The 19,653-nt window shown below is 73.1% G+C and carries 17 protein-coding genes; 7 read left to right on the forward strand and 10 right to left on the reverse strand.

Going from position 1 to position 19,653, the window contains the following annotated elements:
* The first annotated feature begins 131 nt into the window (after positions 1-131).
* Complete coding sequence (locus tag AC1DZC_RS16905) at positions 132-1,289, forward strand: alanine racemase (RefSeq protein ID WP_477044079.1); 1,158 nt, start codon at positions 132-134, stop codon at positions 1,287-1,289.
* Between the two features lie 19 nt (positions 1,290-1,308).
* Here AC1DZC_RS16905 and AC1DZC_RS16910 read toward each other — a convergent pair whose 3' ends face one another.
* Positions 1,309-1,683 carry a RidA family protein gene (locus AC1DZC_RS16910; protein ID WP_477044080.1) on the reverse strand — a complete coding sequence of 125 codons (375 nt, stop codon included), beginning with the start codon at positions 1,681-1,683 and terminating at the stop codon, positions 1,309-1,311.
* A 33-nt stretch (positions 1,684-1,716) separates the two neighbouring features.
* A complete protein-coding gene (locus AC1DZC_RS16915) occupies positions 1,717-3,258 on the reverse strand; it encodes an N-acyl-D-amino-acid deacylase family protein (protein ID WP_477044081.1) in 1,542 nt (513 codons plus the stop codon).
* Positions 3,259-3,369: 111 nt separating this feature from the next.
* On the opposite strand from AC1DZC_RS16915, the gene AC1DZC_RS16920 reads away from it, so the two are divergent.
* Positions 3,370-3,816 carry a MarR family winged helix-turn-helix transcriptional regulator gene (locus AC1DZC_RS16920; protein WP_477044082.1) on the forward strand — a complete coding sequence of 149 codons (447 nt, stop codon included), beginning with the start codon at positions 3,370-3,372 and terminating at the stop codon, positions 3,814-3,816.
* Entirely contained in the window at positions 3,813-4,049 is a 237-nt protein-coding gene (locus AC1DZC_RS16925) for a hypothetical protein (protein ID WP_477044083.1), read from the forward strand. The genes AC1DZC_RS16920 and AC1DZC_RS16925 overlap by 4 nt, the downstream gene beginning before the upstream one ends.
* Here the strand turns inward: AC1DZC_RS16925 and AC1DZC_RS16930 are convergent.
* The 3 genes from AC1DZC_RS16930 to AC1DZC_RS16940 all read right to left on the reverse strand — a co-directional run bounded on the left by AC1DZC_RS16930 (position 4,046) and on the right by AC1DZC_RS16940 (position 6,871).
* Positions 4,046-4,768, reverse strand: a complete 723-nt coding sequence (locus AC1DZC_RS16930) for a M50 family metallopeptidase (protein ID WP_477044084.1) — start codon at positions 4,766-4,768, stop codon at positions 4,046-4,048. The two genes, AC1DZC_RS16925 and AC1DZC_RS16930, sit on opposite strands and share 4 nt — an antisense overlap.
* A complete protein-coding gene (locus tag AC1DZC_RS16935) occupies positions 4,765-5,469 on the reverse strand; it encodes an LmeA family phospholipid-binding protein (RefSeq protein WP_477044085.1) in 705 nt (234 codons plus the stop codon). The genes AC1DZC_RS16930 and AC1DZC_RS16935 overlap by 4 nt, the downstream gene beginning before the upstream one ends.
* A 61-nt stretch (positions 5,470-5,530) precedes the next feature.
* Positions 5,531-6,871, reverse strand: coding sequence for a GmrSD restriction endonuclease domain-containing protein (locus AC1DZC_RS16940; protein ID WP_477044086.1), 1,341 nt, complete (start codon positions 6,869-6,871; stop codon positions 5,531-5,533).
* A 117-nt stretch (positions 6,872-6,988) separates the two neighbouring features.
* On the opposite strand from AC1DZC_RS16940, the gene AC1DZC_RS16945 reads away from it, so the two are divergent.
* Both AC1DZC_RS16945 and AC1DZC_RS16950 read left to right on the forward strand, forming a co-directional pair.
* The gene (locus tag AC1DZC_RS16945; RefSeq protein WP_477037778.1) at positions 6,989-8,410 is read left to right on the forward strand and encodes a multidrug effflux MFS transporter; all 1,422 of its coding nucleotides are present in this window, start codon (positions 6,989-6,991) and stop codon (positions 8,408-8,410) included.
* A gap of 85 nt (positions 8,411-8,495) precedes the next feature.
* A complete protein-coding gene (locus AC1DZC_RS16950) occupies positions 8,496-8,912 on the forward strand; it encodes a hypothetical protein (protein WP_477037777.1) in 417 nt (138 codons plus the stop codon).
* 26 nt (positions 8,913-8,938) lie between these two features.
* On the opposite strand, the gene AC1DZC_RS16955 is transcribed toward AC1DZC_RS16950, so the two are convergent.
* From AC1DZC_RS16955 to AC1DZC_RS16965, 3 genes are read right to left on the reverse strand one after another with little or no spacing between them, the layout of a single operon-like run.
* Complete coding sequence (locus tag AC1DZC_RS16955; RefSeq protein ID WP_477044087.1) at positions 8,939-11,974, reverse strand: AAA family ATPase; 3,036 nt, start codon at positions 11,972-11,974, stop codon at positions 8,939-8,941.
* Entirely contained in the window at positions 11,974-13,122 is a 1,149-nt protein-coding gene (locus AC1DZC_RS16960; protein ID WP_477044088.1) for an exonuclease SbcCD subunit D, read from the reverse strand. Before AC1DZC_RS16960 ends, AC1DZC_RS16955 begins: the two co-directional genes overlap by 1 nt.
* A 55-nt stretch (positions 13,123-13,177) precedes the next feature.
* The gene (locus tag AC1DZC_RS16965; RefSeq protein WP_477044089.1) at positions 13,178-13,501 is read right to left on the reverse strand and encodes an STAS domain-containing protein; all 324 of its coding nucleotides are present in this window, start codon (positions 13,499-13,501) and stop codon (positions 13,178-13,180) included.
* Positions 13,502-13,619: 118 nt separating this feature from the next.
* Here AC1DZC_RS16965 and AC1DZC_RS16970 point away from each other — a divergent pair, with 118 nt between their 5' ends.
* The gene (locus AC1DZC_RS16970; protein ID WP_477044090.1) at positions 13,620-14,012 is read left to right on the forward strand and encodes a PPOX class F420-dependent oxidoreductase; all 393 of its coding nucleotides are present in this window, start codon (positions 13,620-13,622) and stop codon (positions 14,010-14,012) included.
* Positions 14,013-14,016: 4 nt separating this feature from the next.
* On the opposite strand, the gene AC1DZC_RS16975 is transcribed toward AC1DZC_RS16970, so the two are convergent.
* Positions 14,017-14,502: an aminoacyl-tRNA deacylase gene (locus AC1DZC_RS16975; RefSeq protein WP_477044091.1), complete on the reverse strand. Its 486-nt coding sequence runs from the start codon at positions 14,500-14,502 to the stop codon at positions 14,017-14,019.
* A 77-nt stretch (positions 14,503-14,579) separates the two neighbouring features.
* On the opposite strand from AC1DZC_RS16975, the gene hrpA reads away from it, so the two are divergent.
* Positions 14,580-18,710 carry an ATP-dependent RNA helicase HrpA gene (gene hrpA, locus AC1DZC_RS16980; RefSeq protein WP_477044092.1) on the forward strand — a complete coding sequence of 1,377 codons (4,131 nt, stop codon included), beginning with the start codon at positions 14,580-14,582 and terminating at the stop codon, positions 18,708-18,710.
* A gap of 3 nt (positions 18,711-18,713) precedes the next feature.
* Here the strand turns inward: hrpA and AC1DZC_RS16985 are convergent, their stop codons facing one another.
* Positions 18,714-19,577, reverse strand: a complete 864-nt coding sequence (locus AC1DZC_RS16985) for a hypothetical protein (protein ID WP_477044093.1) — start codon at positions 19,575-19,577, stop codon at positions 18,714-18,716.
* Between the last annotated feature and the right edge of the window lie 76 nt (positions 19,578-19,653).

Consider the following 19,653-nt stretch of genomic DNA (forward strand, 5'->3'; position numbering starts at 1 on the left):
CCGCCGGTGCGTCGTCGCGAAGGACGCTGGGGCCTACAGGAAACGGCCGGCCGGGCCGGGACCCGATCAGGCGGTGAGCGGCCGACGACCCCGACCGACCGGCCAACCGGAACGGCGCTACCTTCGAGGGCATGTCCGTCCACGTCCCGACGAGGGAGATCGGCCCGACCACCAAGGGCTTCTGGCAGCCGACACCGGTCACGGTCGACGAGTTCACAGCCGCAGGGCACACGCTCACGGACGGTGCGTTGACGTTCCCGGTGCTGACGCTGGACGCCGACTCGCTCGCGCACAACATCGCGGAGCTGGCCGACTGGACCCGCGACCGAGGGTTGGAGTTCGCGCCGCACGGGAAGACGACGATGTCCGCGGAGATCTTCGCCGCGCAGCTCGACGCAGGGGCGTGGGGCATGACGGTCGCCACGGGGAACCAGCTGCTCGCGGCGTACTCGTTCGGGGTCCGACGGATCCTGGTGGCCAACGAGATCGTCGACCCGACGGTTCTGCGCTGGATCGCGGCGTGCGACGACGCGGAGATCCTGTTCTACGTCGACTCGGTCGAGGGTGTCGCCAGGGCCAAGGACGCCGGGGGATCGCTGACCGTGCTCCTCGAGGTCGGCTACGACCGCACCGGCGTGCGCTCACGGGCGGATGCGCTCGCCGTCGCGAAGGCGATCGCGGCGACGGACAACGTGAGCCTCCGGGGCGTCAGCGCGTACGAGGGCGGCTGCTCGAGCATCAACGAGGCCCGCGCGTTCGTCGCCGAGGTGCGCCTGGTCGCCACCGAGCTGCGGCCGTACATCGACGGCGAGATCGTCCTGTCCGCGGGTGGGTCGGCGTTCTTCGACGCTGTTGCCGACGAGCTGCGCGCCTTTCCGGGTGGCCGGACGATCCTGCGGTCAGGGTCCTACGTGACGCACGACCACGGCACGTACGTCTCGTCGACCCCCTTCACGCGGATCGCCGGCAGCCTCCACCCGGCGCTGCGGGTCTGGGCGCAGGTCCTCTCGACGCCCGAACCGGGCCTCGCGCTGGTCGGTGCCGGCAAGCGCGACGTGCCCTACGACTCGGGCCTGCCGGTGGTGCTCAACAGGACGGGCTGGACCGTCACACGCACCAACGACCAGCACGCGTTCCTGGAGGCCGGCACGGACGCGGACCCCCTGAGCCCCGGCGACCTGCTCGAGCTCGGCATCTCGCACCCGTGCACCGCGTTCGACAAGTGGCGGGTGATCCCCGTGCTCGACTCCGAGCAGCGCGTCGTCGACGTCGTGACGACCTGGTTCTAGGCACGTCGCCGACGTCGGCCTAGACGCGCCCGGCGACCACGTCGATCTCGACCTTGATCCCCGCGAGCACCGACCCGACGGTGGTGCGCGCCGGCTTGGGGTCGCCGAAGAACTCGCCGTAGGCGGCGTTGAACTCGGCGAAGTCTGCGAGGTCGGCCAGGTGGACGGTGGTCTTCACGACGTCGTCGAGCGTGAGGTCGGCGGCTGCGAGGGTGGCCGCCACGTTGCGCAGCACCTGCCGCGTCTGGTCGCCCACCGACGGCGCGATCTCGCCGGTCACGGGGTCCTGCGGGCCGAAGCCGGCGGTCCAGACCAGGTTGCCCAGGCGGATGCCCTGGGAGTAGTTGCCGGCGGGCTGCGGGGCGTCGGGGGTGCTGATCTTCTCGCGGGTCATGCGCCCATTCTCACCTGGCAGGAGCCTGAGCCGTCACCTGGGGCGGCCGGGCAGCGCACCCGTGAGCCGGCCGTCGAGCAGCACGGGAACCCCGTTGACGAGCACCGCCTGGACGCCGGTCGCCAGCGTGCGCGGCTCCTCGTAGGTCGCCCGGTCGATGACGTTCGCGGGGTCGAGGAGCACGAGGTCCGCGCGCGCACCCAGTCGCACGGAGCCGCGGTCGGTGAGCCCGAACCGCCGTGCGGCGGTCGTCGACAGGTGCGCGGGCGCCTCCGGCCACGACCAGTCGGCCAGCTCGCGCGTGTGCTCGCCGAGGTACCGCGCGAACGTGCCCCAGCCGCGCGGGTGCGGGTGACCGCCGAGGTAGAGACCGTCGGAGCCGGCGCAGTGGGCGGGGTGCTGCGCGAGCACCCGCATCGAGTGCTCGGTCGCCCCGGGCGGGAACCCGAACACGCACCCGACCTGCAGCTTCGTCTGGACCAGCAGGTGCAGGGCGGCGTCCGACGCAGAGAGGCCGAGCCGGGCAGCGACTCCCAGGAGCGGCATCCCCTCGGCCCACTCGAAGCCCGGGGCCCACGAGATCGTGACGCGCGGCCAGACGTCGTCACGTGGCGGCAGTGACGCGATCACGGCCGGGTCGGCGAGGAGGGCCAGCGTCCGCTCGGCGTCGGCCAGCGGCAGGGACGTCGGCAGGGCGACGAGCGCCAGGATCGACGACCCCCTGAGGTAGGGGTACGAGTCGAACGTGAGGTCGAGCCCCTCGTCGAGGGCGGCGTCGACCATCGGCACGAGCGACTCGGCCGGCCCGTGGAAGTGCGACACGTGCGTGCCGACGCCGGTCGCCCGCGACAGTCCGAGCAGCTCCGCGAGCGCGGTCGGGGCCCGGTCCTCATAGCCGCGCATGTGCGAGACGTGCGGCTTCCCGCGCGACGCCAGGGCCGAGCAGAGCGCGAGCAGCTCGTCACGGGACGCCGACATCGCGGGCGCGTACTCGAGCCCGGTCGACATCCCGACGCCGCCCTCGTCGAGACCCTGCTCGAGGAGCCGCACCATCGCGGCGATCTCGTCCCACGAGGCCGGTCGGTCGTCGGCCCCCATGATCGCGAACCGCACGGTGCCGTGCGGCACGAGGTAGGCCGTGTTGACCGTCGTCGTGCCGTCGTAGGTGGCCAGCAGCTCGGCCACCGAGCCGCCGCGGAAGGACGGGTGCCGCCCGTTGATCGCCGCGAAGTACCGCTCCGCGTACTCGGTGGCACCGGAGCCCGGCGGCGAGGGGGCGAACGACACCCCGTCCTGGCCGAGCACGGCGGTCGTGACCCCCTGGAACGTCATCGCCGCCTGCGCGTCCGGGTCGAGCACGAGGGCGTCGACGTGCACGTGCGTGTCGATGAACCCGGGCATGACGAGCTGCCAGCCGGCGTCGATCACCTCGGCGCCCTCGACCTCCAGGTCCGGACCGATCTCGACGATCCGGTCGCCCGCCAGCCGCACGTCGGCTCGCAGCAGGTCGTCGCTGACCCCGTCGGCCAGCAGGCCACCTCGCACCAGCACCGGTCGCGTYGTCTCGCCGCTCATCCCTGTCCTCACCTCGAACCCGGGACGATCATGCCCCCGCCGACGCCGGACCGCCGGGAGGCGGAGCATCCGAACGCATCGGGATTGACGATGGATCGCACGAGCGGGAACGTGAGCCTCGTGACCCAGGAAGAGGACTTCGCGAGGGAGTTCGAGGACGCGTTCCAGCAGGCCTACCTGCGCTTTCACCGTCGCGACGGCAAGCGCGCGCAGATGTCGGGGGCCTCGCGCGCCGTCCTCCTGCACCTCGCACACACCGGACCGCTGACCGTCGGCGAGGCCGCGCAGCACCTCGACCGGGCGCAGTCCGTGGTCAGCGACATCGTCACGCAGCTCGAGGGCAAGGGGCTGCTGGAACGCGAGGCCGACCCGGACGACCGCCGCCGGACGCTGGTCTGGCTCACCCGTCAGGGGTTCGACACCCTCGAGCGCGAGCGTCAGGTCCTGTCGACCGAGCTGCTCGCCCGAGCCGCGACGAGCATGACGAACGACCAGCGCGCTGGTCTCGTCGGCGGACTGAGAGCACTGATCCAGGCGAACGAGAAGGAGGAACCATGACGGAGATGCACTGCGAGAGCTGCGGGATGCCCGTCGAGTCAGGCCGCTACTGCGCGCACTGCACGGACGCGGACGGCAACCTGCAGGCGTTCGAGGAGCGGTTCGAGCGGATGGTCAGCTGGCAGGCCCGACGCGAGCCGGACGCCAGCCGTGAGCAGCTGGAGGCCGAGACGCTCGACCACATGGCGACGCTGCMGGCGTGGAAGGACCATCCGCGGGTGGTCGCGCGCTAGAGCTGCAGCCCGATCAGCCAAGCGGCCCCGAGCGCCAGCGCGGCGACGCAGAACAGGAACAGGATGCCGACCCACAGACCCCCGGGCATGTGGGTCAGGCGTCCGAGCAGGCCGGCGTCGGACGTGTCCGTGGCACCCCGGCGCCCCCGGCGCTGGGACTGCATCTCGATCACCGCGCGCGGGGCCCCGAGCAGCAGGAACCACGTGACCAGGTAGGCGAACACGAGTTGCACCTGCGACGAACCCCAGAACGTCACCGCCACGACGAGCGCCCCGGTGACCAGCACCGACCACAGGCCGTACCAGTTGCGGATCTGGACGAGCACGAGCACCAGCACGACGAGCAGCAGCCACAGCAGCGCGACCGCGTACCCCCGCGACAGCAGGAACGCGGCGCCGACCCCCAGGATCGCGGGGCCGGTGTACCCGGCGGCGGCCGTCGCGACCATGCCCGGCCCGCGCGGCCTTCCCGACGACACCGTCAGGCCCGAGGTGTCCGAGTGCACCTTGATCCCGGACAGCCGTCTGCCGACGAGGACCGCAACACCGGCGTGGAACGCCTCGTGCACGATCGTCAGGCCGTGCCGCGCGAGGTGCCAGGCGACCGGCACGACGAGCACGGCGAGGACCGCGACTGCTGTTCCGACGACGACGGCCGTGGACGGCACAGGCTGCGGCGTCGTGATGTCCGACCACGCATCGCTGAACCAGCTGCTCACGGAACCTCGGTGGGGATGACGACGTCCGTGCCGGTCGCGGTGATGCGGACGCCGTCGTCGACGACCTGGACCCCGGAGAGCACGAGCCCCTCGGGCAGGCCGGTCTTGACCGGGATCTCGATGTCGTCGAGCTTGTCGCCGATCGAGTTCGGCAAGGAGTCGACGCTGAGGGACGCCCCGCCGATCGCGACGCTCGTCACGTCCACCAGCAGCTTCCCGTCCTCGACCCGCGGGATGAGGCTCGCCGTGAGTCGCACACCGAGCACCTGGCCGGTCGCCTGCAGCGCGTCACCGTCGACGTTGGTCGTGATCGAGAGCGTCGTCTGGTCGGCGATGATCTGGTCGATCGACGCGGTCGGCAGCGTCGCCTCGATGGTCGCCGTGCCCGCGGTGTAGGGCTCGGAGGTCGTGATGTTCGTCGCGTCGAGCGTCACGTCGGTGGCCGGGATGCCCTCGATCGTCACCCCGTCGACCTGCCCGGAGACCTCGTCGAGCGAGCCCTTGAGCACCTGCGTGAGGAACGGGAAGCCGCCGATGTCCACGGTCGGCGTGCCGACGACACCGTCCAGGTTCTGCTGGATCGCCTCGACCGAACGCTTCTCCACCGTGGACGCCACGACGCGGTCCGCGACGAACGCGCCACCGACCAGCAGCACCACGGCGCCGATGGCGACGCCCGCGACGACCGCACCCTTGCTCATGCCTGCCGCCCGCGTGTGATCACGGGTTCACCGTAGTGGCCCGGGGGGTCATGGACCGCGCTCAGGGGCGCTGCTCGCAGCCGATGCCGTCCTTGTCGCGGTCGAGGTGCGGCGCGTAGCCCGGGTCGCCGACGTGCACGGGCGCAGCTCCTGCGGCCCACGCCTCGGTGCAGTTCTTGTAGTAGACGCTCGGGGCCGGCGCCTCGACGGGCGGCGGGGCTGGAGCGGGAGCAGGCGCGGGTGCCGGTGCCACGGGTGCCGGGGCGACCGGAGCGGGCGCGGGCGCGACGGGAGCCGCGACGGGCGGCGCGACGACCGGGGCCGGGGGCGCCGGGACCGCAGGGACTGACGACCCGGCGGGCAGCGGCTCGTCCGGGCATGTCGACAGGACGCGCACGATCGCGTCGCGCTCGGCCTGCGTGACCCAGAGGCCGTAGGTGTACTTCACGCCGACCTGGCGCGCGACGTACGCGCACCGGAAGGACTTGTTCGGCGGCAGCCAGGTCGCGGCGTCCCCGTCGCCCTTCTGCATGTTGAGCGGCCCGTCGACGGCCAGCAGGTTCAGCGGGTCGTTCGCGAACGCCTCGCGGCGGGTCACGTCCCAGGCCTGCGCGCCCTTCTGCCACGAGTCCGAGAGCGCGACGACGTGGTCGATCTGCACGGCCGACGACGTCTCCTGGCCGCGGACGAAGTCGATCGCGCGCGCCGAGTACGGGTCCTGCAGGGTGCCCGTCGCGACGACGCAGTCCTGCGTGTTCGGCTTGAGCACGATCGACGTCAGGTCCCGGCGCAGGATGTCGTTGCGGGTGTCGCAGCCGTTGCGGTCCACGTCCTTCCACGCCTGCCCGTACAGGTCCCGGTCGTAGCCGGTCTTCGGCGCGCGACCCTTGACCTCGAGCAGAAGCACCGCGCCCAGCGCCGTCTGCGGAGCGGCGGTGGCCTCGACCGCTGCGACGTCGGCGACCGGTGCCGGCTCGGGCTCGGGCAGCGCGGCGGCCTGCTCCTCGAGCGTCGGGACGGCCGGGACGGCCGGCGTCGCCTCCGCGGTCGGACTGTGCTCGGCAGCAGCCGTCGGTCCGGCCGTCGCGGTCGCACCCGAGGCGGCCGGCACCGGCTCGGCCGGCGTCGCCGCGGCGCTTCCGACGACGAGCCCGACGAACCCGCACGCGAGCAGGACCACGGCGCCCCGGCGGCGCATCGGACCGAGCCACGACCGCTTGCGGACCAGCGCCCACAGCGCCGTCGCACCCAGGTACAGCGAGGCGAAGAGCACGGCGCCGCCCCAGCCGCCGGCGAGGCCGCTCAACGAGACCAGGCCGAACCCGGCGGCGCCCGCGATGCGCCAGGGCTCCCACCCGGCACCGCGGACAGGGGCAGGGCCGTCGGCCTCGACAGGTGTCACGTCAACTCATCGGCACCCGCACGATCGCGCGTGAGAGCGACCGACGCAGATCACATTCCGTCCCGAGGACTGGACACCTCGGGAAGATGCTTGCGGTCCGCAACCGTTGCACCCCTCATGGCCCGGATCCCCGCGACGCGCGTGAGCGTCGGCTTCGTCCTCCTGCTCTCCGCGCTGACTGCCGTCGGCCCGCTGACCTTCGACACCTACCTCGCCGCGTTCCCCGAGATCGCGGCCGACCTGAACACGTCCGCCGCGGCGGTGCAGCTGACCATCGCCGCGTCCCTGGCCGGGCTCGCGCTCGGGCAGCTGACCATCGGCTCGATCTCCGACGCCTTCGGTCGCCGGCGCCCGCTCCTGGTCGGCCTCTCCGTGTACGTGGTCGTCTCCGTCGCGCTGTCCGTGGCCACCAACATCACGGTCTTCACCGGCCTGCGGTTCGTCCAGGGGTTCAGCGCCGCGACCGGCATGGTCCTGTCGATGGCGATCGTCCGCGACCGGTACGAGGGGCTCGCGGTCTCCAAGGTGATGGCCCGGCTCATGCTCGTGGTCGGCGTCGCACCGATCCTCGCCCCGACCATCGGCGCCCAGCTGCTGCGGTTCGGCTCGTGGCGGCTGATCTTCGTGTTCCTGGCCGTCGTCGGAGCGGTCCTGCTCGTCGTCTCGTCGTTCGCGCTCCGGGAGAGCCTGCCCGAGCACCTGCGCCGCACCGGCGGGACCCTCGGCGCGCTGCGCACCTACCGTGACCTGCTGGCCGACCTGCCGTTCCTCGGCCTGGCCCTCATGTCCGCGTTCTACCTGGGCGCGATGTTCACCTACGTGGCGTCCTCGACGTTCGTGTTCCAGGACGGCTACGGCATGACCGCGCAGCAGTTCGGCTGGGTGTTCGCGGGCGGCGCGGTCGCGATCACCGCCGGCTCGCAGGTCAACGGTGCGCTGGTCGGCCGGTTCACGCCCGAGCAGGTGCTCAGCGGCACCGTCCTGGTCGGTCTCGGTCTCTCGCTGTCCCTCTTCGCGACGACGATCGTCGGCGGGCCGCTCTGGCTCGTCGTGACCCTCCTCGTGCTCACCCTCGGTACCGCGGGCTTCGTCCTGCCGTCGGCGCCGGCCATCGCTCTGGCCAGCAACCCGCACCGCGCCGGGTCCGCCGCCGCCCTGCTCGGTGCCCTGCAGTTCGGGCTCGGCGCTCTCATCGCCCCGCTGACCAGCATCGGCGGTACGCCGACCGCCGAGTCGATGGCCGGGGTCATGGCCGGCACGATCTTCATCTCCGCGGTACTCCTGCTCGCCGTCCGCCGCTCGTGGAACCGGGTCCGTACGACGGCCGCGGAGGAGGTCCACACGGACGTGTCGGCGCAGTCCCGCGTCCTGGTCCCCGCCGTGGTCGCAGCCGTCTCGGCTCGCGCGGACGGCACGCCGTCCGACGTCAACGCGCCGGGCTTCGGCCGACCCTCCGGGGCGCGCGCAAGCGAGCACGCGCGGGCGGCCGGACCGGCCTCGCGGGCCGACGAGCCCGACGCGGTGCCCTGCCCAGGGTGATCCTTCACTTCGGATGAGGATTGATGTGGCGCAGGTCACACTGCGCGACATAACCTGGCGGGAAGCGCGCGATGAAGGACGCTCCGTGACCCTGGTGCTCTTTGTCTTCCTCTTCTTCGTCCCGGCCCTCGCTTTCCGGTTGGCCTGGGGCCTCATCGCCACGCCCGACCAGCCCCCGCGCTGGCAGCGAGCCGTGGCCGGGTGGCTCGAGCACGTCGCCGCGCACCTGCGCCGCGAGCACCCGCCGGTCTACGACCCGTTCATGACGCTGCACGTCCAGTCGCGGCTCACCAAGGTCGCCGACCACATGCGCGAGCTCGAGGACGACCCGCACACGTTCGCCCGGGCCGAGCGGCTCATCGCGTCGCAGCTCGCCTACGACCAGCTGCTCGCGGAAGCGTGCAAGCTCGCCGGCGTCGAGGTCGAGGTGCACCCCAAGGGCGACGGAGCCGAACGCTTCCGCGAAGAGGTCGAGCTCGCCAGCCGCGGCTGGGCCTGGTAGCGGACCGAACCGCGACGCGGCGCCGCTCAGCCGGCCCGGACGCTCAGCGTGCTGGGGCCCTCGGCGGTCGGGCGGATCTCGATGCGGTCGGCGATCGACTGCTTCAGCGTCTCGACGTGGGACACCACCCCGACCACCCGCCCGCCGGCACGCAGCCGGCCCAGCTCGGCGAGCACCTGGTCGAGAGTGTGCGCGTCCAGCGACCCGAACCCCTCGTCGACGAAGAGGGTGCCGAGGTCGATCCCTCCGGCCTCGGCGGTGACCACGTCCGCCATGCCGAGCGCGAGGCAGAGCGAGACGTAGAAGGTCTCGCCGCCGGACAGCTGCCGCGGGTCCTGAGGGCGGCCGGTGCGGTGGTCGAGGACGCGCATCGCCAGACCCGTGTTCCGAGCGCGGACGTCCTCCTTCTCGTCGCTGCGCTCGAGCTCGAACCGGCCGTCCGAGACGAGCAGCAGCCGGTCGTTGGCGGCCGCGACGACGTCCTCGAACCGACGCATGAGCACGAAGGTGGCCAGCGAGAGGCTGCGCGCGTTGTCGCTGCCGCCGCCCGCGACCAGGTCGGCCAGCCGCGAGACCGGCCCGGCCTGCTCGATCCGCTCGGCCAGCACCCGCGCCGCCGCGACGACGTCCGCACCGGCCGACTCGGCGGCGTGCGACCGGTCGGTGGCCACCCGGGCGGCTCCTGCGGCCTCCTCGGCCATCCCGCGCGCGACGGACTCGGCGGACCGGACCGCGTCGAGGTCGACCACGAGGTCCTCGGCCAGCGCGACGATCGCGGGCTCGGCCAGACCCGCCGTGACGCGGTCCAGCTCGGTCGCGTACGCGGTGACGATCGCCTCGAGCTCGGCGAGCACGGCCGCCTCGACGAGCGAGTCGCGGGCCTCGGCGGCCGTCCCGAAGCGCTGCTCGGCCAGCCCGTCGGCCAGCTCGACCTCCCGGCGGCGCACCTCGTCCCGCGCTGTCGCCCGCTCGCCGAGGGCCTCCAGCACGGTGTCCGCGGCGGCGGCGCGCTCCAGCATCTCGGAGTGCCGTGCCGCGACCGTCGGGTGCGCACCGCGAGCGGTCACGACGTCCGCCTCGGCGGTGTCGAGGTCGTGCAGCGTGACGTCGAGGGTCGCGGTGTCGCCTGCCAGCTGGGCGACGGCGGACGCCCGTCGCGCCTCTCGAGTGCGCGTCCCCTCGTCGAACCCGTCCAGCACCGGCCCGAGCCGGGCCACCTCGCGCTCGGCGGCCTGAGCCTCGGCCAGCGCCGCGCGGGACTCGGCCAGCGCCGCCTCGGCCTCTGCGGCGTCGAGCTCCCCGGTGCGCTGCGCCAGTCCTGCGACGCGCTCCGTGAGCCGCCCGACCTGCGCGACCGCGGCGACCAGCACGTCCTCGGCCCGCGACCGCTCGCCCTCCGCCTGGTCCACCTGCGCGGCGGAGACGTGGTTGGCGTCGAGGGGCGCCTTGGCGGGGTGCTCGGCCGAACCGCACACTGGGCAGTCGTCTCCGTCGGCGAGGTCGGCGGCGAGCTCACCGGCGAGCCCGGCGATCCGCGCACGGCGCAGCACGGTCTCGCGCTCGTGCGCCGACACCGCGAGCGCGGCGGCCGCCGCATGCGTCTCGACCGCGACCGCGAGCGCCTCCTGCGCGGACCTCAGCTCGGTGTGTGCGGTGACCACCTCGCCCGCTGCGGTCACCGCGGCCGACCGGTCGCCGCGCTCGGCGGCGAGGGTCCGCGCGGCCTCGAGCGTCGCGTGCAGCACCTCGCGCTCGTCGGGCCGGCCGGCCAGCCAGGTGTCGTCGACCGTGATCGCAGCCTGCAGGTCGTCCAGGGCGGCCCGCGCGGCCCGCATCGCACGCCGCCGCGTCGCTAGGCCGGCCTCGACCTCGACCAGCCGTTGCAGCGTGGCCGCCTCCGACGCTGCGGAGCGGCTGGCGGCGCGCACGTGCGTCCGCAGCGAGCCGTCGGGGGCGTCGGCGATGTCGGGCGGCGCGGCGTCGAGGGCCGCCAGCACGCCCTTCTCGGCGGCGTCGAGCGCGGTCAGCGCCCGGTCGAGCCCGACGAGCAGGGGCCGCACAGCCTGGGCGGAGCGCGCACGAGCCAGCCGGGACACGGCCTGCGAGTTCAGGTCGGCGGACGCCTCGAGCTCGGCCCGACGCACCCGCAGCCGGTCGCGCGTGGCCACCAGGTCGGCGACAACGCGCGCCTCGTCGAGCAGTCGCCGGGCCTCGAGCCACTCCGCCTCGGCCTCACCGGACCGAGAGCGCGCCGAGCCGGCGAGAGCCGAGAGCGTGGCGGTGGTCGCCGACACGACGTCCGAGACGGACGCCACGAGCGCGGTGGAGGCGATCGCGTCCTCGACCGCGGACCGGAGCACGGCGCCGTCCTCGGGCGCCAGCCGCGCGGCGCCGACCAGCTGCGCGGCGCCCGACCTCAGGGCCACCCGGGCCGCGTCGGTTCCGCGGTCGCTCTCGCGACGCATCTCGGCCAGCCGCTTCTGCAGCCGTTCGTAGACCTCGGTGCCGAAGATCTTCTGCAGCAGGTCCTTGCGGTCCTCGGGCTTGGCACGCAGGAAGTGCGCGAACTCGCCCTGCGGCAGGACGATCGTCTGCACGAACTGGGTGCGGTCGAGGCCGACCAGCCGCTGGATCTCCGCGCCGACCTCGTCCAGCCGGTTGCCCAGCGGGATGCCGACATCGTCGGGCCGGGCATCCGCCGACAACCGCCACAGCTTCACCGACGCCTGCGCGGGCGTCGTCCCGGTCCCGCGGCGCTTGGCGCGCTGGTAGGCGGGCGTGCGCCGCACCCGGAACACCCCGGCCGGCACCTCGAACACGAGGTCGACCATGCTCTCCGTGTCGTCAGCGGCATACGCCGAGCGCAGGCGCTCCTCGCTGGCCTCCGCGGACGCGACCTTGCCGTAGAGCGCGAACACGATCGCGTCGATCACCGTGGACTTGCCGGACCCCGTCGGACCCTCGAGCAGGAAGAGCCCACCCTGCGCGAGCGCCCCGAAGTCGATGGTGTGCCGGCCGGCGAACGGGCCGATGGCCTGCAGCGTCAGGGAGCGCAGCTGCATCAGGCGCTCTTCTCGGCGTCGACATCTGCCACGTCCTCGTAGGCACGCCGCAGCACGGCCACCTCGGCCGGCGTCGGCCCGTGGCCGGTGACGTGCGTGAGGAAGTCGGCGGCGACGTCGAGCGGGTCGTGCGCGGCGGTCACCACCGAGGGTCGGGCTCGCCCGGGCAGCGCCACCGGGACGTGCTGGACCACGAGCGCGTGCGGGAAGCGTGCGCGGACGCGGCGGAAGAGGTCCTGCGGGCGGCGGACGTCCGTGACCGTCACGCGGACCCAGTCGTCGACGTGCCTCTCGTCGGCGAGCAGCTCGTCCAGCGGGCCGGACACGTCCGCGAGCCGGCGAGGGACCGGGGCAGCGATCAGCTCGGTCCGCACGACGGGACCCGACAGGTCCACCAGCACAGTCGACTTGGCGTGGTGCTGCTCCGAGAACGAGTACGCGAGCGGCGAGCCGGAGTAGCGCAGCACGGTCCCGTCCGGGCCGTCGAGCCCCTGCGGCCCGTGCAGGTGCCCCAGCGCCACGTAGGAGGCGCCCGCGAACACCCCGGCGGGCACGTGGTCCACGCCACCGACGCGGATGTCCCGCTCGGACTCGGTCGGCTCGCCGCCCATGACGAACGCGTGCGCGGCGACGACGACACGTGCCTGTCCGCGCGACTCGGCGTCGGCGCGGATCCGCCGCATCGCCGCCGTCGTCACGGCCTCGTGCGACCGGACGAGCGGTGCGTCGGGCGCGTCCGCGAGCTCGACCCGCGCGAAGTCCGGGTCGAGGTAGGGGATGCCGTAGACGAGGACCTCGTCGGAGAGCACGACCGGAGACGCCAGCCCCGCGACCCGGGTGCGCAGCCGCACGCTCTCCTTGAAGACGCCGGCGCCGAACCCCAGGCGCGTGGCCGAGTCGTGGTTGCCGGACGTGACGACGACGGTGGTGTGCTCGGCCAGCTGCGCGAGCGTGTCCGACAGGAGCGTCACGGCCTCGACGGGCGGGATCGCCCGGTCGTACACGTCCCCCGCGACGACCACCGCGTCGACCTGCTCGGCGCGCACGACATCGACCAGGTGCGCGAGGTACGCCGCCTGGTGGTCGAGCAGATCGACCCCGTGCAGCGTCCGGCCCAGGTGCCAGTCCGACGTGTGCAACAACCGCATGCGGCGAACGTAACCCGGCCCACCGACAACGACCGTGGGACGTGCCGGGGAGCCGTCAGACGGGCAGCTCGCCACCCAGCCCGATCATGTCCAGCACGTCGAGCAGCACCCGGTGCGGGTCGCGCAAGGAGACGGAGATCCCCGCCTCGGTGGCGGCCAGGTGGAGCTGCAGGACGAACGCGATCCCCGACGAGTCGATGAACGTCGCGAGCGTGGAGTCGATGATCACCGGGGCTCCCGCCACGAGGGACTGCGCCATGCAGGCGCTCGCCTCGGCGCGCAGGGAGGCGTCGATCTCGCCCACCAGGACCACCACCGTGCTGCCGTCCCGGGGCTCGACCCGGATGCTCCCGGCGGTCGGCGGGTCGATCAGCTCCATTGCCACATGAGTCCCAACGCAGTGCGTGACGCCGGGGAGGTGCCGCCGGCGCGATGACGCTACCTAGGAAACGGAGACGTCGCGCGCGGGGTTCCCGAGCCCGCGTTAGCCTCGCTCGATGGCCACCACCGAGCTCCCCGCAAGCCACGCCGACCTCCTCGAGCGACCGACCTTCGCGCACCTCGCGACGGTCGCGCCCGACGGCTCCCCGCACAGCAGCGTCATGTGGTTCGTCTGGGACGGCGACGTCCTGCGGTTCACGCACACGACCACCCGCCAGAAGTTCAAGAACATCGCCCACGAGCCCCGCGTCGCGATCTCCATCGCCGATCCCGAAGACCCCTACCGCTCGCTGGAGGTCCGCGGGGTCGTCGAGAAGACCGAGCCGGACGACGAGGTGGCGAGCTTCTACCAGTCGCTGCAGGAGCGGTACGGCGAGAGCTACGAGATCAAGGACGCCCACAAGCGCGTGATCCTGACGGTCCGCCCGACGACCTACGTCACGAAGTAGCCCGCTACTCCGCGTCCGTCACGTCCGACACCGTCGCGTTCAGCGCCTTCACCAGCTCCGCGCCGTCGACGTTCGCCGCGACGCCGTGCGCGCCGCCACCGATCGACACGGTCCGCAGCGGCACGCGCGAGTCGGCGACGACCGGCCACTCGACCAGCGACCCGAACGGCGTGATCGTGCCGCGCACGTAGCCGGTCACCTCCTTCGCCGTGTCGGCGTCGGGCATCGAGAGCCGCGTCACGCCGAGCAGCGCCCGCAGCTTGGGCCAGGAGATCGTGCGGTCACCGGGCACGAGGACGAACAGGAAGTCGTCGTCGCCTCGTCGGACCACGATCGTCTTGATGATCCCGGCCGGGTCGATGCCGCGGGCCGTGGCGGCCTCCTGCAGCGACGACACGGGCCCGTGGCGGGTGATCTCGTACGTGATGCCTGAGGCCTCGAGGGCGGCTGCCGCCCGGCGCTCACCCTCGCTGGCGGCGTTGTCGGTCATGGTGGTCACTGTAGGACTGTGCCGGCCGAGGTAATGCGCGAGCGAGGTCCGTGCCGCACCTGGGAGGATGGGACGTCGTGAGCACGCCGTCCCCCGCCCCCGCTGGCCCGTCCGGGTCCGGGCGGCGGCGACCCCCGAGACGGCGAGGCGCGCGCAACCCCCAGGCGCCTGCCCAGCGCACGAGCCAGGGTTCCGACGACGGACGCGCAGCCGCGAGGCGCGCGCGGGCCGCCGAGGTCCGTCGCCACGTGGTGGTCCCGCCGATCACGTTCCCCGAGCAGCTGCCCGTCAGTGCTCGTCGCGACGAGATCGCCGCGGCCATCCGCGACCACCAGGTGGTCGTGATCGCGGGCGAGACGGGGTCCGGCAAGACCACGCAGATCCCGAAGATCGCCCTGGAGCTGGGCCGTGGACGCGAGGGTCAGATCGGGCACACGCAGCCGCGGCGGATCGCCGCACGCAGCGTGGCCGAGCGGATCAACGAGGAGATCGCGGGCGACGCACCGCTCGGCGGGATCGTCGGCTACCAGGTGCGGTTCACGGACACGTCGTCCGAGGAGACGCTGGTCAAGGTGATGACCGACGGCATCCTGCTGGCGCAGATCCAGCGGGACCCGATGCTGCGCGCCTACGACACGCTCATCATCGACGAGGCGCACGAGCGGTCGCTGAACATCGACTTCATCCTCGGGTACCTCACGCAGCTGCTGCCCAAGCGCCCGGACCTGAAGGTCGTCATCACGTCGGCGACGATCGACTCCGACCGGTTCGCGACGCACTTCAAGAACGCAGCCGGCACGCCCGCCCCCGTCGTCGAGGTCACCGGCCGCACGTACCCCGTCGAGATCCGCTACCGCCCGCTCGTCGCCGAGGCCGTCGAGGGCCAGCGCAAGAAGCCCGAGGACCGCGACCCGATGACGGCGATCGCGGAGGCGGTCGACGAGCTGATGCTCGAGGGGCCGGGCGACATCCTGGTGTTCCTCTCGGGCGAGCGGGAGATCCGGGATGCGGAGGACGTGCTGCGGGGCTCGCTGGTCACGGACCCCCGCCTCCCGAACGCCGTCGAGCTCCTGCCGCTCTACAGCCGGCTGTCCGCCGCCGAGCAGCACCGCGTGTTCGAGCGGCACCAGAACCGGCGCGTGGTCCTGTCCACCAACGTCGCCGAGACGTCGCTGACCGTGCCGGGCATCCGCTACGTGATCGACCCGGGCACCGCGCGCATCAGCCGGTTCTCCAAGGCCACCAAGGTCCAGCGGCTGCCGATCGAGCCCATCTCGCAGGCGTCGGCCAACCAGCGCTCCGGCCGCTGCGGGCGCGTCGCGGACGGCATCGCGATCCGGCTGTACTCGCAGGACGACTTCGAGGCGCGGCCGGAGTACACCGAGCCCGAGATCCTGCGGACGTCGCTCGCGTCCGTGATCCTGCAGATGATCGCCGTCGGCGTCGCCGCGACCCCCGAGGAGATCGGCGAGTTCCCGTTCGTCGACCCCCCCGACACCCGCGCGGTGCGCGACGGCGTGCAGCTGCTGACCGAGCTGGGAGCGCTGGACGGCGCGCGCCTGACCGAGACCGGCAAGGCACTCGCCCAGCTCCCGATGGACCCGCGGCTCGCGCGGATGATCGTCGAGGGCGGTCGTCGCAACGTCGCACGCGAGGTGATGATCATCGCCGCCGCGCTGTCCATCCAGGACCCGCGTGAGCGCCCGGCCGAGGAGCGCGACAAGGCCGACCTGTCGCACAGCCGGTTCGCCGACCCGACGAGCGACCTGCTCACCTACCTGAACCTCTGGCAGTACCTCAAGGACCAGCAGCGCGACCTGTCGGGCTCCGCCTTCCGCCGCCAGGTGCGCTCCGAGTACCTGAACTACCTGCGCATCCGCGAGTGGCAGGACGTGGTCACGCAGCTGCGCGAGCTGGCCAAGCCGCTGGGGATCGTCATGAATCCTCCGCGCAACGAGACCGCCGCAGAGGCCGACCCGCTCAAGCTCTCCTGGGACGGCGACCGCATCCACGTCGCGATCCTGTCCGGGCTGCTCAGCCAGATCGGCATGCAGGAGGCGACCGAGGTCGCCGCGCCCGCCGCGGGCAAGCGGCCGCCCAGCAAGCGCCCGCGCAACGAGTACCTCGGCGCCCGCGGCGCGCGGTTCGCGATCTTCCCCGGCTCCGGCCTGGCGCGGAAGCCCCCGGCGTGGGTCATGGCCGCCGAGCTCGTCGAGACGAGCAGGCTGTGGGGTCGCGACGTCGCGCGGATCCAGCCGGAGTGGGCCGAGGAGGTCGGCGCGCACCTGGTCCGGCGCACGTACTCCGAGCCGGCCTGGTCCACCAAGCAGGGCGCCGCGACCGCGTTCGAGCGCGTCCTGCTCTACGGCGTCCCGATCGTCACCAACCGGCGCGTGCTCTACGCCAAGGTCGACCCCGAGCACGCCCGTGAGCTGTTCGTGCGGCACGCCCTCGTGCAGGGCGAGTGGACCACGCACCACCAGTTCTTCCACGAGAACCGGCGCCTGCTCGCCGAGGCGGAGGGCCTGGAGGCACGGGCCCGACGACGAGACCTCGTGGTCGACGACGACACGCTCTTCGCGTTCTACGACGAGCGCGTCCCGGACGACGTCGTCTCCGCCCGGCACTTCGACCAGTGGTGGAAGACCGCGCGCCGCGACGACCCCGACCTCCTGTCGTTCACCCGCGAGCTGCTCGTGGGTGAGGCGGGTGCGATCGACGAGTCGTCGTTCCCGTCGCGCTGGCCGCAGGGCGACCTGCGCCTGCCGCTGACCTACCAGTTCGAGCCTGGTACAGAAGCCGACGGCGTGACTGTACATATCCCGCTGACCACGCTCGCGCGCCTGGTTCCCGACGGCTTCGGCTGGATGGTGCCCGGCCTGCGCGAGGAGCTCGTCACCGCGACGATCCGCGCGCTGCCCAAGCCCGTGCGCGTCCAGCTGGTACCCGCACCCGACGTCGCGCGCGCTGTCGACGCCTGGATGACCGAGCACACCGCGGACTGGGAGGACACCGTCCGCGCCGGAGACGCCGCACCGTCCTTCCGGGACGTGTTCCGACGAGCGGTCCTGGCCCTGCGCGACGTCGACGTGCCCGAGGACGCGTTCGGCGACGACCGCCTGCCGGCGCACCTGCGGATGACGTTCCGGGTGGTCGGCGACCGTGGGGGAGTGGTCGACGAGGGCAAGGACCTGCTCGTCCTGCAGCGCCGGCTGGCGACGCAGACGCAGTCCGCGGTCGACGACGCCGTCCGCACGGCCGTCCGCGCCGCGATGGAGGAGGCGCGCGCCTCCGGCACCGCACCCGTCCCGGTGCCCACGGCGGTCGCCGGCACCCCAGCGACCGTCGTCGCGAAGCCTCTGGTCTCCCTCGACCGCACCGGTCTGCGCACCTGGCCCGCGGACCTGCCCGAGCTGCCCGAGGTCCTGGAGGCGGGGCCGGTCCGCGCATACCCGACCCTCGTCGAGGAGAAGGGCGGCACGGTCGCGGTCCGTTCGCTGGCCGACGAGTCGCAGCGCCCGGCCGCCGCGCACCGCGGGCTGCGACGACTCCTGCTGCTGGACGTCGGCCTCGCGACCGCCCGCATCACCAGCCGCTGGAACGGCACGCAGGCGCTCACGCTGGCGTCGAGCCCGTACCGGACCACGGACGCGCTGGTCGCCGACGTGCAGCTCGCAGCGATCGACCGGCTGATCGGCCTGACGCGCGAGGTCCGCGACGCCGGCACCTACGACGCGCTGCGCGCGACGGTCCGCGCCGGCCTCGAGGACACCGTCCACGCGATCGTCGGCGACCTCGTCGCGGTGCTCACGGCCGAGCGCGAGCTCGACGCCGAGATCCGCGGCAGGTCCAGCCTCGCCCTGCTGGCCACCGCGCAGGACATCCGCTCGCAGGCGCAGCGGCTCGTGCACGACGGGTTCGTCAGCGAGGTCGGCGCGGACCGGCTCCCCCACCTCACGCGCTACCTGCGGGCCGCGCGTCACCGGCTGGTCAAGGCGGCCGAGAACCCGCAGCGCGACGCCGACCTTGCGTGGCAGGTGCAGGACGTCGAGGCGGCCTACGACGACGCCGTCGAGAAGGGTCTGCCGGTCGACGACGTCCGCTGGCAGCTCGAGGAGCTGCGCGTCAGCCTGTTCGCGCAGCAGCTCGGCACGCCCGCTCCCGTCTCGACCACCCGCATCAAGAAGGCGCTGGCGGCCGCCGGCTGACCGCTACTGCGGCTCGACCGGGCCGTCGGCCGGGTTGCCCGCGACGAGCTCGCCGCACGAGACCTCCTGCGCGGTCGTCACGACCGCCTCGTCAGCCGCCGCACCTGTGGCGACGTCCTCCGGCGAGCCGTTCGTGGCGTTGCGGGCGTCGGCGTCCAGCGTCACGAACGTCCGCGTGACCGTGAACGTGCCGTCGGCCGCCGCGACGGCGTTCAGCCCGGCGAGGTCCAGGTCGGCGCCCGAGCACCCAACGCCCGTGCCGGCGCCCGCGAACCCGAGGTCGAACGTGTACGGCTGCCCCTGCGCGTTGGCCACCGGCTGCACCTCGCACTGCGCGAGCGAGTAGAGGAGGGCCTCACGACCGGTGCTCACCAGCGCGATCGGCAGCTTGTCCTTCTGCACCAGGTTCACCACCGCCGACGCGGGCTCCGGGCTGGCCGACTCGATCGGGATCGAGAACGTCGCACCCGACGCGGTCGTGATGCCGAACTGGCGGTCGGCGCCCGGGCTGATCCAGGCCTTGTCCGGCTTGCCGTCCCCGTCGACGTCCACGACGGTGACCTCGTTCGCGCCGGGGGGAGCGGCGACGCCGTTGGGGGCGCAGCCCGCCGCGGCCGGCGGGCTCTCCGGCTCGGTGGTGGTCGTCTGCTCCGGCGCGGTCGACGACGTCGACTCCGACGGCGACGCGGCGGGCCCGTCGGACGCGTCGTCCCGCACCAGGAGGAACACGATGACGCCGATCGCGACGACGAGCAGGACCGCGAGCGCGATGATCCAGCCGCGTCGCGACGAAGACGGCGGCGGCGGCTCCGGCGACACACCCGGCACCGGTGGGAACAGCGGACCGTCCGGCGGAGGCGTCGTCATGCTCCGTGTCTAGCGAACATCGCCCGGGTGCGCGAGGGGTGCCCCGCGGCCGGGAGGCCACGGGGCACCTCGTCGG

It is taken from the genome of Cellulomonas sp. P2_B4 (genome assembly GCF_056404795.1).

Bases quoted from the DNA above. Each gene is read 5' to 3' on its own strand.
- AC1DZC_RS16955 (WP_477044087.1), bottom strand. From the start codon at position 11,974: ATGCAGCTGCGCTCCCTGACGCTGCAGGCCATCGGCCCGTTCGCCGGC.
- AC1DZC_RS16910 (WP_477044080.1), bottom strand. From the start codon at position 1,683: ATGACCCGCGAGAAGATCAGCACCCCCGACGCCCCGCAGCCCGCCGGC.
- AC1DZC_RS16960 (WP_477044088.1), bottom strand. From the start codon at position 13,122: ATGCGGTTGTTGCACACGTCGGACTGGCACCTGGGCCGGACGCTGCAC.
- AC1DZC_RS16905 (WP_477044079.1), top strand. From the start codon at position 132: ATGTCCGTCCACGTCCCGACGAGGGAGATCGGCCCGACCACCAAGGGC.
- AC1DZC_RS16975 (WP_477044091.1), bottom strand. From the start codon at position 14,502: ATGACCGACAACGCCGCCAGCGAGGGTGAGCGCCGGGCGGCAGCCGCC.
- AC1DZC_RS16965 (WP_477044089.1), bottom strand. From the start codon at position 13,501: ATGGAGCTGATCGACCCGCCGACCGCCGGGAGCATCCGGGTCGAGCCC.
- AC1DZC_RS16970 (WP_477044090.1), top strand. From the start codon at position 13,620: ATGGCCACCACCGAGCTCCCCGCAAGCCACGCCGACCTCCTCGAGCGA.
- AC1DZC_RS16945 (WP_477037778.1), top strand. From the start codon at position 6,989: ATGGCCCGGATCCCCGCGACGCGCGTGAGCGTCGGCTTCGTCCTCCTG.
- AC1DZC_RS16935 (WP_477044085.1), bottom strand. From the start codon at position 5,469: ATGAGCAAGGGTGCGGTCGTCGCGGGCGTCGCCATCGGCGCCGTGGTG.
- AC1DZC_RS16985 (WP_477044093.1), bottom strand. From the start codon at position 19,577: ATGACGACGCCTCCGCCGGACGGTCCGCTGTTCCCACCGGTGCCGGGT.